We start from the raw sequence: 13670 nt of genomic DNA, 5'->3' as shown, positions 1-13670 counted from the left end.
GAGGCGTTGTTCAAAGAACTCGGCGTCGATCCATTTAAGGAAGATAGGTGAGGCTCCACCGAATTATTATTAGCAGCTCGTTTCTGACCAAAAACCCGCGCCGATGCCGATCTTTGGATCGCAGAACCAATGGCTCAATTACGGTCGACGCTTACCTTGCCAAGTAGTGACTGGAGCTCTGCTCGGGCGCAGCGGGTTTGTGCGTTCAGGGTCGCATAATGTATCGAGTGGAATGCCAGCCTTGTGGGGAACAGAATGGCCGAATGGAGTCTGCGGCCATCCTGCACCCAATGGACGCGCTACGCTGAAAGACGAGCTTCAGGGAAGTGCGCCGCGGCCTCTTCCAGTGCCTCCTCGGCCCACTGATTGAGGCTTTTTCCCGAAAGTTCGGCCGCCAAAGCAGCCCGGCGATGCACTTCAGGAGCAACACGAAACATCATCTTGCCTGAATAGGGCTTTTGAGGCTCTTTGCCGATGCTCGTGCAGGCCTCAAGGTAATCGTCGACAGCCTCGTGGAATGCCTTCTTCAGCTCACCAACGCTGTCCCCGTGAAACCCGACTACGTCAGAAATGCCTGCAATCTTACCGAAGAACAGTTCATCCTCCGCGTCGAACTCTATGCGAGCGTGATAACCGTTGTAAGTCATGGTGTTCATGGTTCTACTCCAATTTGCGTCAGGAACTCGCGAGCATCGCGAACCTGATAACGCTTTGCCTCCTTGTTGGGATGAGGAAGATGGAAGCTCGCGATTATGCCGTCCTTTTCAAACTTAACGCGAGAGCCGTTTCCTTCGATGACGTTCGCGCCGGCAGCGACAAGCAGGTTTTCTAAAGCGGCCCACTCGATGGTTCCCGAGACCGGATCTTTGAAAACCGCCACGAGAGTCTTTTTCTGCTTGCTGTTCATGCTAGCAAATATAGGGGTGCTTGCTATTTCTGCAAGCGTTATTTCTCAGCAAATACGAGCCGCGTGTCTAGAGCCTACTAGGTGCGAATCGCTCGATGGGTCCGATCGCTACCTTGCATGCCCGTGCACCCGTGACGTTGCGAGGATCCGTGCGCTCGTGACTTTTGGCATAGTTGTTTGTGAGCCGCACGCCCGGAAAGAAAACGGGCGGCGGGTTCGATTCTCTTCAAGGCGTGAGACGGTGCAGGCAGCTGAATCGCTTTAGCAGTCTGTCCTTTTGCTCACCTATACGGTCGTCCCCACAAGGGCACCAATACCTGCGGTGAGTGCCATGGCAGCTGCTCCCCAGAATGTTACACGTGCGGTCGCCTTGAGCATGTTCGCACCGCCCGCTTTGGCGCCGATGGCACCGAGGAGCGCGAGGAAGAGGAGCGACGCGATCGAGACCGCAGGGACAAGCGTATCTTTTGGCCAAACGAACACCAGTGCCAAGGGTAGCGCCGCACCGATTGCAAAGGTCATAGCTGACGTCAGTGCCGCCTCGATCGGGCGGGCGGTCATATGCTCGACAATGCCCAGTTCATCGCGGGCATGCGCGTCAAGCGCATTGTCGGCGGTCAGTTGCTCGGCAACCTGCAGGGCAAGGTCGAGGGTAAGACCGCGTGTCACGTAAATCTGGGTTAGTTCCTCCAGCTCAGCTTCCGGCATGGTTTCAAGTTCTCGGCGTTCACGAGCCATGTCGGCCGCCTCGGTGTCGGCCTGTGAACTGACGGAGACATATTCGCCAGCGGCCATCGACATTGCGCCAGCAACCATACCGGCAATGGCCGCCACAAGGACATCGGAGGATGCTGCGGAAGCGGAGGCGACCCCGACGATCAGGCTTGCCGTCGAGACGATCCCGTCATTGGCTCCGAGCACTGCAGCCCGCAGCCAGCCGATGCGCGAGACGAGATGATTTTCCGTGTGCAGACGGGACATGGCATGGTTCCATTCAGAGGCTTGGCTGTGATTGAGGAGTGTGGAAAACAATGATGCGGGGGCTGTCACGGGACATGTCAGGGCGCAAACAGGCCGCACCCGGCAGCCTCTGCAGACCCATGGTACAGGAACAGGACGGAAAGCCCGAGCTTTTCGGCGAGCGGCAGACCGCGGTCCTTGCCAAGAACCATCATCGCCGTTGCCCAGGCGTCGGCGCTCATGCAATCGTTCGCGATGACGGTCACTGAGGCGGGCGACTGGGTGAGCGGCATGCCGAGACGTGGGTCCATGGTATGCGACAGGCGCCGGTTGTCGACATCTATCCAGTGGCGGTAGTCACCCGATGTGGCGACGGCCGCATCGCGCAACTCCAGGATCGAGTGTGGGGCACGGGTGTCGAAAGCGGGTTCCTCTATGGCGATGGTCCAGGCGTGCCCATCTGGCTGGGTGCCGAGCGCTCGCAGTTCGCCGTCTATGGCAAAGAGGCCTGCGCTGATCCCGTGCTCGCGCGCCATCTCCGTCAGCCGGTCGACACCATAACCCTTGGCAATGCCGTTCAGATCAAATTGCAGTTCAGCATGTTTTCGGCCCCGTCCTCCGGCACTGTCTAGTTCCAGCCCTTCATGTGAGGCGAGCCGTTCCATGACGCGGGCGGCCTTGATCCGCTGCTGATCGGCTGCATCTGGTCCGAAGCCCCAGGCGGTGACGGCATCGCCCATGCCGATATCGAAAGCGCCACCCGAGGCGTGGCCGATAGCAAGTCCGGCGGACAAAACAGCGAGCAACCGATCCGGCAGCGTGATCCACTCGCCCGGACGTGCAGCGTTTAGCCGGTTGAGATCGCTGCCCGGTTTCCAGGTCGACATCTGCCCATCGACCTCGTCGACGGCGGCCGCCATGGCCGTTTGCACGGGTGCGATGTCAACGTCAGCCGGCATGTGGAAGAGTGCCGACCAGCGCGTGCCCATGGTTGGTCCGTTCAGAGCGTGACGGGTCAGTTCAGTAAACGTCTTCGGCATAACGACCCTCTGCTTTCAAAGTGGCAAGGGTCATACCTTGCAGGGCGAGACTTTCGGCAAGAGCGGCGGCCACGCCTGAAGCCATTTCCCGTCCACCGCAGACGAGAACCTGCCCACCGGCGGCGATCAGCTTGCCGAGCCTTGCCGCGTCCTTGCGCACGATATACTGCACATAGGCAGGCGTCGCGGTCCGCGAATAGGCCATCGAAACCGATGCAAGGCGGCCGTCCTCCTTCCAGCCAGAAAGCTCTTCTGCGTAGAGTGCATCGCTGGCGGGGTGACGGGCGCCGAAGTAAAGATGCATGGGCTGTTTCGCCTGATTGGCCCGCGCGAAGCCCGCCAATGGGCCGATCCCGGTGCCAGCTCCAATGAGGATGACCGGCTTGCGACCCCGCACGGGGCGGAAAGCCGGGTTCGGTCGGACGAAGGCGGTCATCGTGTCGCCCGGCTCCAGGGCGGTCAGTTGGCCGGAACAGAGGCCGCCTGCCTGCTTGCGCACGCAGATTTCGATAAAGCCGTCCCTGGTACCTGATGCCAGTGAGTAGAGGCGCGGCAGGTCGGAGCCTTGTGGCACTACGCCGATCAGGTCTCCAGCCTCAAAATGCGGCAGCCCTTGACCCGTCAGGCGTTGCCAAAGAGAAGTTTTTGGCAGGGCAAAGCGCAGGATTGTGGTCAGCGCCTGCACGTCGGCACCGTAGTCGCGGCGCGATATCAGCGCGAATTGCGAGGTCTTCTGCGCAACCGGTTGATGGTTCAGCTCGAAATCGAGGCCGAGCGTCTGCGCAAGATTGCGTCCCCAGCGGGCGAAATCCTGGGGTGACTGGCGATCCACCGTGGCAAATGGGAGAAGCTGCGACCAGCCCTTTTCGTCAGCGGTCCGCGCGATCTCTGCCGCAAAGCCACAGAAGGCCGGGAAGCTGCGATCACCAAAGCCGAGGACGGCAAGTGACAGGCCGGGTTTTGCCGGAGATCCTTTGAAGTCGCGGAGAAAACCACTTGCCGAAGCGGGTGCCGCGCCATCGCCATAGGTCGCGGCAAGAAGGATGATCCGCGTTGCCTTCGGCCACAAGCTGGCATCGAATCCCGACATCGATCCGACATGCACTCGAAGTCCCTGTGCTGAAAGTGCGGTCTGAAGTGTGGCTGTAAAGCCGCGCGTCGTTCCGCCCTCGCTGGCGACGAGGAGAATAGTGTCTGCGTTGCCGGCGGGCACGGATGTGGCCTTGCCCGTCCGCCGGCCGGCAAGCCAGACCGAGAAGCCGCTCCAGCCAAGCACCGGTACGCCAAGCGCCGACAAGCCCAGCAGCAGGCCAAGCCAGGCCATGCCTTGGCCGGTATGCAGCATTGTGACGAGATGGGAGACGCTATCGATCCAGCCGGCATCAGTCCAGCCGAGAAGCGCGCCTGTCCCTTGGTCGAGATAGCCTTCGCCGGAAGCCGTCTTCAGTGTGAAGACATCGGTCGCATCGCCAGCCGCCGGGAAGCTCAAGGAACGCAGTTCATCCATGGGGATGGCTTGTAGTGTGGGAACTGCGGAAGGGACTACGCCGGTCTGTCCGCTCACCTGTGCTGGAAAGACGGGCGCTGAAGAGCCTTCCGGCAGAAGGCCGAAGGTCGTCGCGGTCATCCACAGTGCCGTCAACGAAGAGAGGAAAAGACCGGGTAGGGCAAGCCGTGAGACGACGGCGTGAAGCTTCCCATTGCCGGTGCCGCGCATCGGCGCGAAGAAGAACCGCCATCCGCCGGCGCGCCGTGCCAGCAGGAAGAGACCGGATATGGATAGCGCAAGCATCGCCGCGGCCCCACCTGCTGTGATCAGGCGCCCTGTATCGTCCAGCATCAGCGATCGATGGAAATTGGTCATCCAGCGTTGGAGAGGCGTTGTGTCGGCGCTGCCGGCAGGCTTTCCCGTGGCGGGATCGATGACAGCAGAGGCAGGCTGGTCACCCTCGAAATAGTAGGCGGTGATGCGACCCGATGGAGACCGTCTGATCTGCTCCACCGTAGGTTCCGCCGACTGGACGCGGGCCGCGAGTTCCGCAACGCTGATCGCCTGCGGCGCAGGCCGGGTCAGTGCCTCGGCTGTCGGAAAGATCGATAGGACCATGCCGCTCAGCGCGACCGTGATCAGAAGCACAGCGGCAATCAGCCCGAACCAACGGTGGAGTGACCGGATCATGACACGCGTCCTTCCTGTTCAGCGGGCGTAGGTGAAGTCGGCGATGTAACGGGTGCCGCTCACAGGCTTTCCGACCCCATCCGCTGTCAGCGGCACGACAATCTCGTTCGGGGCGTCGCGCATGTCTTCGACAGCGGAATCAATGTGCAACTGGTAACCGGCATCAAACAGCGTATCGGCGAGATCCAGCGTGATGCTCAGCGACCGCCCGGCACCGACACTGGCGCCGGTAATGCCGTTGATCTCCGCCGTGTTTCCGGCCGTCGCCCGGGTCCAGCCGCTCAGATGCTGGTAGTACTTTGCTTTTCCGCCCGCCATCCAAAGGCTGCCTGCATATTTGCCACTGGCATCGGTGACGTAATAGGCGAGGTAGGCGCCAGGGCCGCCGTAATCACGCATTGTGGTGGTGAATGTCACCTGGCCGGCGCTGGCAATGCCGGGAAGGGTGAGGGCCGTGGTGACGGCGAGCATGGCAAGAAGGGACTTCATTTCATTCTCCTTCGCAGGCGGACAGGGTCAGTTCATCTGCACGGTTGGCTTCGTACCTGGCGCAAACAAGCCGTTGGCCGGCGGGGTCGCGCTCTGCGGCTGCTGCATGGCGCCGCCGTTGGCACCACAGTCGTCATCATCATCGTCGCCGCCGCAGTCGTCCGATGCCTCCCGCTGACCGTCATCGTCGTCGCCATCGTCGTCGATCAGGGTGATTGCGGATTTTGCATTCCGCTCGAAAGCGTCGAACGGCATCGCCATGCTGCCGAATGCGACCAGAATGGCAGTGCCTGCGCAGGCGGCCAAAAGTAGATTGCGGTATGTCATCAAGAATCTCCTGTGTAGGTTGAGAGAGAGGTTAGGCGCTAGGGAGTGAGACGCAGGCGCGATCAGCGCTCTTCGTCCTCATTTTCGATTTCGATGATCTCGAGGGTGGCGGGATCAATTTTCGCCTCGAAGCGCTGGCCCTGCCTGTCAGTGCCGTAGACTTCGTAACAGCCATCGTCGATCTTGATCCGCTTCAGCCTCCAGCCGCGATCCTCAGCCATGGCGCGCACGGCTTCGCGTGGCTGCCACGTGGCAATCGCACTGTCGCAATCGTCCCTTGCCTGAGTGGACGTGGCAGCCATGAGGGCTAGAGCAACTGTGGGCAGGAGGACGGTTTTCATCATCTGTTCCTCGGTTCGTTGGAACAATGAATGGTCCCGCAATCTGACTGGCACCTTACAAAGGGTGAGAGATTGCTTCAGCTTCCCGTAAGCTGGCGGGCGCACAGCGGGATTGAGCCAGGAGGAAAAAATGCGGGTACTGCTTGTCGAAGACGATACGGCGCTGGGTGCCGCGATCCGTGACCAGATCGCTGCTGATGGCCATTCTGTCGATTGGGTGGTCAGGCTGGACCGGGCGGGAGACGCGCTTTCCTCAGCCGCCTACGATCTGCTCCTCCTGGATCTGATGTTGCCTGACGGCTTGGGCGTTCCCTTTCTCAAAGCGCTGCGTGGCCGTGGCGATGTCACGCCCGTGATGATCCTGACAGCGCTCGACCAGGTTTCCGACCGGATTGCCGGGCTCAATGCCGGTGCTGACGACTACATGGTGAAGCCCTTCGATCTCGCCGAACTTTCAGCGCGTATCGGCTCCGTGGCTCGTCGTTACACGGGCAACCCCAATCCCATCCTCACGCTCGGCCCGCTTACAATCGATCTTGCTGCGCGAAGTGTGGCCCTTAGCGGCAAGTCGGTCATTCTGACCGCGCGCGAATGGGTTCTGTTCGAAGCCTTCCTGCAGCGTCCCGGGCAACTCTTTTCCAAGGCGCAGCTTGAGGAAAGGCTCTATTCCTTCGATACGGAGATCGACAGCAATGCGATCGAAGTGCATGTCAGCCGGCTGCGCAAGAAGCTCGGAGCGCATGTGATCGAGACCGAACGCGGCCTTGGCTACCGGTTGGTGCGTGCATGAGCACCGGCACTTCACTTCAGAAGCGCCTGGCGATTGCGGTCGGGCTTTCGGTCACGCTGCTGTGGTTGGCCGCAGCAGCAGTAACGGCACATCGTCTCGACGGTGAGATGCAGAAAGTCTTCGACGACGGGTTGAAGGCGACTGCCCAGCGTATCCTGCCCATTGCCCGCCACGATATACGGGAAGACCACAGCAACGGTGGTTCCGTCGAGCATGATGACGACGAAGAGGGAGAGCAGGACGACGATCGGACCGGCCCCAACCGCGAGGCGCGATACGGCGAGGATGTCACTTTTGTCGTGCGCGATGGCAATGGACGTATCCTGCTCGCATCACGCGGTGCCGATGCCGCGATTTTTCCTCCCTTTGTCAGGCAGGGTTTTGTCAGGACTGAAACGCACCAGCTCTACTATGACATGAACCCCTCCAGGAGCCTGACGATTGCTGTTGCCGAACCACTTGACCGTCGACTGGAGCTGTCGCGCCAGATGCTGCTGGGCCTCGTAACGCCCTTGATCGTGGTTGTCCCGCTCAGCTTGCTGGCGATCCTTCTGGTGGTGCGCCGTTCCCTGCGTCCGATACGAGGGCTCAAAGAGGAACTTGCCCATCGTGGCGCACGGGACTTGTCGCCCTTGCCAGCCAGTAGTTTGCCGAGCGAGCTTCGCCCGATTTCTGCCGGCATCAACCAGTTGCTGGACAGGCTGACGGCAGCGTTCAATGCCGAGCGTGCCTTTGCTGCCAATGCGGCGCATGAGTTGCGCACGCCCGTGGCTGGCGCCATCGCCCAGGCGCAGCGTATTCGATCCGAAACCAAGGAAGAGCAGACCGGCCAGCGGGCAACCGAGATCGAGATGACGCTGAAGCGGCTGATGCGCATGTCGGAGAAACTGATGCAGCTTGCTCGCGCTGAAGGCGGGCGCCTGCAAAGCGACGAGCCTTCCGACCTCAGACCTGTCCTGGAGATGATCGCGCAAGATTTCACCCGCGCCGGAGAGGGGCGGATCGTCCTGACCCTTCCGCAAGATCCAGTGCTGTCCAAGCTGGACCTGGACGCTGTTGGCATTCTGTTCCGCAACCTGATCGAGAATGCGCTCAAGCACGGCGCGCAGGATGGTCTGGTCGACGCGGTTCTGAAAGCGGATGGATCGCTGTGCGTCGCCAATGATGGCCCGGTCCTGCCGGTTGAAACCATGGAGAGACTGATGCTGCGTTTCGAGCGGGGAGATGCAAAGATCGGTGGCAGCGGCCTTGGTCTTTCCATCATTAAGGCGATCGCCGACCGCACCGGTATGACCTTGGAAGTGATCTCCCCGAGGCCAATCAAGCGTGAAGGGGTCGAGGTCCAGGTGAAGTTGCCGATCGCTTGAGCGTCTTGCTCTTGCGACATTGGGGAAAGCTTCGGTCGCGAAGACGACGTTCGGATCAAGATCAAATCTACCGGTGGCAAAGAGCGGTAAGGTGCAGTGGCAGGTCCAGAGGACGTCACGCTGCCCTTTGGGCAAAAGGAGACGCAATGACGCGCCCTATTGGAGAAATCCTCCATCGCCAGCAGTCCCGGATATTGATCGGAATTGCCGCGACGGGGTTGGTGGTCGGTGGCTTGCTGTACTGGTTTGCCCAGCCAGTGGAGGCTGGCTGGGTCTGGTCCGCAGCGACCGCACCTGTCCTGCTGGGATTGTTTGTTCAGATCGTCATCTCTCTGCGAAAGGGTGATATCGGGCTGGATATTGTGGCCGCCCTTTCGATGTCCGCAGCCTTGGCGTTTGGTGAACCGCTTGCGGCAAATGTCGTGGCAATGATGTATGCGGGCGGGCAGCTTCTCGAGGATTTTGCGCAGGGTCGCGCAAAGAGGGAGATGAAGGCGCTGATGGGCCGCGTCGCGCAAACCGCCATGCGGTTTGAAGGTGACGCCCTGCAACAGGTGCTGATCGCCGATAGCTTCTCATTCGCCAGGGCGACGTCCTGCCTGTCGATGGCGGCGTGGCGAGTGCTGTCGCCGTGCTCGACCTGTCGGCTCTCACGGGCGAATCCCTTCCGCAGAACATCCTGAAAGGCAGCGAAGCGCTCAGCGGGTCGGCCTCTGCCGGTGCCGCGTTGGAGCTTGTTGCAATCCGCCCGGCTGCCGAGAGCACGTATGCGGGCATCGTGCGACTGGTCGAGGCCGCTCAATCCGGCAAGGCGCCAATGGTGCGCATGGCTGACCGCTACGCGATCGGCTTTCTGGCGCTGACGGTCGCGATCGCCGCGATCACCTGGTTTCTCACGCAGGACACGATCCGCGTACTCTCCGTGCTTGTTGTCGCGACACCCTGTCCGCTTATCCTCGCCGTTCCGGTCGCGCTGATCTCGGGAATGTCGCGCTCGGCCCGCATGGGGGGTCTGGTCAAGGGCGGTGGTGTGCTGGAGGCGCTGTCGCGGGTGCGGACCGTGATCCTCGACAAGACCGGAACTGTCACGCACGGGCAGGCGGTCATCACCGAGATCAGGGCGCGCGCTGGCTTTGCAGAGGCGGATATCCTCAAAGCCGCAGCCAGTCTCGACCTGGCATCGGGCCATGTCGTTGCAACGGCCCTGATCAAGGCCGCACAGGCAGGTGGGCTGCTCCTATCCGTCCCGGTTGCGGTGGTGGAAACACCCGGAACTGGTATCGAGGGACTTGTGGATGGTCGTCAGATCGTTGTTGGCGGGAATGGGTTCGTTGCTGGTAAGAGCGGCAATGTTCGGGCGGATGATGATCTGCTGCAGGATTTTGATCCGGCTGCGATGACCGTGGCGGTTGGCATAGATGGCAAGGTGGCAGGCATCATCGTGCTGCAGGATCAGGTCCGTGCCGATTCGAAGCCCATGCTGGACGAATTGCGGCGGGCAGGGGGCCCGCGGTTGGTGCTCGCATCCGGGGACCGCAGCGACATCGCTTCGAAAGTGGGCAAGCAACTCGGGTTCGATCTCGTGCTGGGCGATCTGTCGCCGGACGCCAAGGTTGCCGCTGTGCGCAGCGAGATCGTCAACGGCCCGGTCATGATGGTGGGGGACGGCGTCAACGATGCCCCAGCGCTGGCCGCCGCCGATGTCGGCGTCGCGATGGGCGCGCACGGAACGGCTTCGTCCTCGGAAGCGGCCGGTGTGGTTCTGCTGGTGGATGAACTCGCGCCGCTGGTGAAGGCTATGGCCGTTGCGCGCCGCAGCCGGTCTATCGCCGTCCAAAGCGTCGTGGTTGGCCTTGGACTTTCGCTATATGCCATGGCATTTGCCAGCTTTGGCTATCTGCCGCCGGTTCAGGGGGCGTTGACGCAGGAAGTGATCGACGTTGCGGTTATTCTGAACGCCTTGAGAGCGCTTCGATGACAATTGGTATTCAAGGCTTTGGCGATAGCGAATGGTGACCTGGTGCCGGTACCGGCGAACCGGCCACGTCAAGCGGCCGCCATCCGCGCCCGGTATGCGCGACTCCTTCGGAGTATTGGTATCTTCGCCACTCCGAGCGGTCATGTTTGTTGCGGACGCGCTCGCATTCCGTGGCGCAGAGAATACTGCGCAAAAAAAGCTGCGCCTCATTCATACTGATTGAGGTCGATCAAGGACGGTTCGGCCTCGATAATCTAGGCCTATCTAAAAGTGAGATCGTCATGGCCGAGACGCAGCAGATGTTTACCAACCCGACGCGCTACCTATTCTTCACCGGCAAGGGCGGGGTCGGCAAGACGTCCCTAAGCTGTGCGAGCGCGATCACGCTCTGCGACGGCGGAAAGCAGGTGCTGCTGGTCAGCACTGACCCCGCCTCCAATCTGGACGAAATGCTTGCGACGCCGCTCCGGGATATCCCAACCCCAGTACCATCCGTGCCCGGCCTCTACGCCATGAACATCAATCCGGAAGCGGCCGCCGAAGACTATCGCGAACGTGTATTGGCACAGATGGCAGCCAACGCTTCCGAGAGCGAACGGAACACGGTTCGGGAACAGCTTTCCGGAGCATGTACGACTGAGATTGCGGCGTTCGACGCCTTCGTCGGACTCCTTGCAGACGACATGTCGACGTTCGACCATATCATTTTCGACACCGCACCCACGGGTCACACATTACGGCTTCTCAGTCTTCCAAAGGCATGGACGGGTTTTCTCGAGGGAAATGATCGGGGCGCATCGTGCCTGGGTCCGCACTCGGGCCTGAAGATGCAGGAGGCGCGGTTCCAGAAGGCGCTTGCATGCCTGGGAGATGAGAAGCGCACCCGGATCGTCCTGGTCGCCCGTCCGGACTTGAGTGCTCTTCGCGAGGCTTCACGCACGTCGGGCGAACTGGCGGCCCTCGGGCTGAAGAACCAACTGCTCGCGATCAACGGGCGGTTTCGTGCGACTAAGCGCGACGATCCGATTGCAGTCGGGATTGAGCGATCACAGGATGCCGCGCTCTCAACGATGCCGGTTGAACTGTCCCAGCTGCCGAGCGACGAGCTTCCGATGCTTCCCTTCGATATGGTGGGTCTTGATGCACTGAGGGCCTTGTTCGCACCTCAGTCGCATGCGTCGATGATCCAGGAACCGGTGGCAACCGTCCAGACCACCCTGCCGTCGCTTGCGAAATTGATTGACGAGATCGCCGGTGGCCGCAAAGGCCTGGTGGTAGTGATGGGAAAGGGCGGCGTCGGAAAGACGACGGTAGCTGCGGCCCTTGCGATCGGCCTGGTCGAACGCGGCCATGCCGTGCATTTAACGACCACTGATCCGGCAGCTCACCTGTCATTGATCGTCGAGGGAAGTATGAGCGGTCTGACGGTTGACAGGATTGATCCGGCTGCCGAAACCAAACGCTACATCGAGAAAGTCATGTCCTCACGCGGACGCGATCTCGACGAGGAAGGTAAGGCGCTTCTCCGGGAAGACCTTGAATCTCCCTGCACGGAGGAAGTCGCTGTCTTCCACGCCTTCTCACGGATCGTGGCAGAAGCCCGCGACGCCTTTGTGGTCATCGACACTGCTCCAACAGGACACACGCTTCTATTGCTGGATGCGACGGGCGCCTATCATCGTCAGATGACGCGCCAGATGGAGGCGGTCGGCCCTGGCCGGATAGTCACGCCACTGATGCGCCTTCAGGACCCGGAATACACGCGCGTCATCCTCGTTTCCCTTCCTGAAAAGACGCCGGTCTCCGAAGCGGCGATGCTGCAGGAAGATCTGCGCCGAGCAAAGATTGAGCCATACGGTTGGGTGGTCAACAGGACCATGGCGGCGAGTGGCACGCATGATCCGCTTTTGCAGTCGCGCCTTGCGGGAGAACGGGTGCAGATCGACCGGATCACACGCAAACTGGCGAAACGAGCCTATATTCTTCCGTTCCAAGCCGTTCCTCCGGTTGGCATCGACGCTTTGAAACGACTCTCCGGCCGGGAGTGAGACGACGAACGCCAAACTCGAATTGGGAAGCCGCGTCGAAGCGATGGCGGCTCTCGTTACATCCCTTCCCGCGGCGGGCCGGAAGCCCTTGCGCGCTGAGGCTTTGCCTACCCAAAAAACAAAATTAATATGTCCGCAGTTGGCCGACCTGGGACCACATCGCTCAATGTTTGGATGTCAGCGCTCATCTGTCAGCGCTCATCCTTCGGCACCCCATCGTCGGACAGTCCCTCCCGGCCCCATACTGACCGTTGCGAAAGCCAACGGCTTAGCCTACCAAGGAAGCCGGATATAGGGGCCCAGAATAGCTGGGCCGTTAGTTCGAATCCCTTCAAGGCGATAGTTTTTTCATTACTTTACAGAGCCAATTTGCGGTTGTGTGAACGCGAGATAGGACTGCCGGTGCGTGCTGACATCCTCCTTGGAATGTCGTTGCTTTGAGGTTCGCCTGTTCCTTGCCTTAGTCAATATGCTTAAAATCCGGCATATTGAACGATTTGATTTAAAGAGGGTCGGTCGCGCCGTAAGTACGCGGAACTAAGAACGTGGAGGGCAATGACAACTGGCCGGCGGCAGGGCAACGATTACGCTCCTACCAGAACACTGCGTTATTCCACGTTCACAGAAAAGCCAGAAGGGCGCCAATGAAAAAGGCAAGCACCTTTTCACCGATGCTGAGATCGTAGGAAAACTGTGGCAGAATATTCGCAAACAGGGCGCCGAGGCAGGTCAAGCCAACCAGGCTGAGAGCGAGCCGCCACGCAAGCGACTTCATGCCATGCAGGTAGACGGTCACTCCGTATTCACGCAGTTCCAGCATCGCAAAACCAACTTTTCCCATAAGGAGTCCGGTCGCCAAGAGAAATGTTATGACGAGATTGACGTTCTCGTTCCAAAAAACGGAACTCAGGATCCAGGTGGCAACGGCTGCCGCACATGCGGCGAAGAAACCATCACCGAATTTGTTGAGTTTCCCCTGATGCCAGTTGGCGATCTTCGATTTGGTTTCGAGAGGCTGGTAGAGATTGAAGGCCTGACCGATCGCCAGTCCGAGCGCGAAATCGCCGAGGATCGAGGCCCAGTAGTCTTTGCCGCTTTCTTTCATCGACATAGCGAGGAAGAGCGCGAAAGCGACCTTCAGCGCATGCGCGAAGCACGTCAGCGCTCCGGGAAATCGCGGCATCTTGAGGGGGTTCACATCAAGAGCAAAGTTAGCCAAACCTGCAGCGACGAAGACTGTGACA

Annotated in this window: 14 protein-coding genes; 5 read left to right on the top strand and 9 right to left on the bottom strand. The window is 60.4% G+C overall.

Going from position 1 to position 13670, the window contains the following annotated elements; all coding sequences use genetic code 11:
- Positions 1-299: 299 nt before the first annotated feature.
- The 8 genes from BLJAPNOD_RS35045 to BLJAPNOD_RS35010 form a co-directional block, all read right to left on the bottom strand.
- The gene (locus BLJAPNOD_RS35045; RefSeq protein ID WP_115423208.1) at positions 300-656 is read right to left on the bottom strand and encodes a type II toxin-antitoxin system HicB family antitoxin; all 357 of its coding nucleotides are present in this window, start codon (positions 654-656) and stop codon (positions 300-302) included.
- Entirely contained in the window at positions 653-907 is a 255-nt protein-coding gene (locus tag BLJAPNOD_RS35040) for a type II toxin-antitoxin system HicA family toxin (RefSeq protein WP_115423207.1), read from the bottom strand. Before BLJAPNOD_RS35040 ends, BLJAPNOD_RS35045 begins: the two co-directional genes overlap by 4 nt.
- Positions 908-1192: 285 nt before the next feature.
- On the bottom strand, positions 1193-1888 hold the full coding sequence (locus BLJAPNOD_RS35035; protein WP_077506035.1) for a VIT family protein: 696 nt from the start codon (positions 1886-1888) through the stop codon (positions 1193-1195).
- 77 nt (positions 1889-1965) lie between these two features.
- Positions 1966-2907 carry an FAD:protein FMN transferase gene (locus BLJAPNOD_RS35030; RefSeq protein ID WP_115423206.1) on the bottom strand — a complete coding sequence of 314 codons (942 nt, stop codon included), beginning with the start codon at positions 2905-2907 and terminating at the stop codon, positions 1966-1968.
- Positions 2888-5086 (bottom strand): PepSY domain-containing protein, encoded by a 2199-nt coding sequence (locus tag BLJAPNOD_RS35025; RefSeq protein ID WP_115423205.1) that lies wholly within the window; start codon positions 5084-5086, stop codon positions 2888-2890. The genes BLJAPNOD_RS35030 and BLJAPNOD_RS35025 overlap by 20 nt, the downstream gene beginning before the upstream one ends.
- An 18-nt stretch (positions 5087-5104) precedes the next feature.
- Positions 5105-5575, bottom strand: a complete 471-nt coding sequence (locus tag BLJAPNOD_RS35020; protein ID WP_115423204.1) for a DUF2271 domain-containing protein — start codon at positions 5573-5575, stop codon at positions 5105-5107.
- Positions 5576-5602: 27 nt separating this feature from the next.
- Positions 5603-5902 (bottom strand): hypothetical protein, encoded by a 300-nt coding sequence (locus tag BLJAPNOD_RS35015; protein WP_077506027.1) that lies wholly within the window; start codon positions 5900-5902, stop codon positions 5603-5605.
- A gap of 62 nt (positions 5903-5964) precedes the next feature.
- Entirely contained in the window at positions 5965-6243 is a 279-nt protein-coding gene (locus tag BLJAPNOD_RS35010; protein WP_077506050.1) for a PepSY domain-containing protein, read from the bottom strand.
- Positions 6244-6373: 130 nt separating this feature from the next.
- Here BLJAPNOD_RS35010 and BLJAPNOD_RS35005 point away from each other — a divergent pair, with 130 nt between their 5' ends.
- From BLJAPNOD_RS35005 to arsA, 5 genes are all read left to right on the top strand, one after another.
- Positions 6374-7033 (top strand): response regulator transcription factor, encoded by a 660-nt coding sequence (locus BLJAPNOD_RS35005; protein WP_077506025.1) that lies wholly within the window; start codon positions 6374-6376, stop codon positions 7031-7033.
- Positions 7030-8400 (top strand): ATP-binding protein, encoded by a 1371-nt coding sequence (locus tag BLJAPNOD_RS35000; protein WP_115423203.1) that lies wholly within the window; start codon positions 7030-7032, stop codon positions 8398-8400. The genes BLJAPNOD_RS35005 and BLJAPNOD_RS35000 overlap by 4 nt, the downstream gene beginning before the upstream one ends.
- A gap of 146 nt (positions 8401-8546) precedes the next feature.
- Entirely contained in the window at positions 8547-9083 is a 537-nt protein-coding gene (locus tag BLJAPNOD_RS36510; RefSeq protein WP_343215849.1) for a hypothetical protein, read from the top strand.
- The gene (locus BLJAPNOD_RS34995; protein WP_343215848.1) at positions 9014-10378 is read left to right on the top strand and encodes a heavy metal translocating P-type ATPase; all 1365 of its coding nucleotides are present in this window, start codon (positions 9014-9016) and stop codon (positions 10376-10378) included. The genes BLJAPNOD_RS36510 and BLJAPNOD_RS34995 overlap by 70 nt, the downstream gene beginning before the upstream one ends.
- Positions 10379-10659: 281 nt before the next feature.
- Positions 10660-12426, top strand: coding sequence for an arsenical pump-driving ATPase (gene arsA, locus BLJAPNOD_RS34990; protein WP_115423202.1), 1767 nt, complete (start codon positions 10660-10662; stop codon positions 12424-12426).
- A gap of 619 nt (positions 12427-13045) precedes the next feature.
- Here arsA and BLJAPNOD_RS34985 read toward each other — a convergent pair.
- The coding region (locus tag BLJAPNOD_RS34985) for a hypothetical protein (RefSeq protein WP_206750057.1) at positions 13046-13670 on the bottom strand (625 nt) is incomplete at its 5' end.

The sequence above is a fragment of the Ensifer sp. M14 genome (assembly GCF_003355565.1).
Taxonomy (GTDB): domain Bacteria; phylum Pseudomonadota; class Alphaproteobacteria; order Rhizobiales; family Rhizobiaceae; genus Ensifer.
This window is presented reverse-complemented; position numbering and strand designations above follow the sequence as displayed.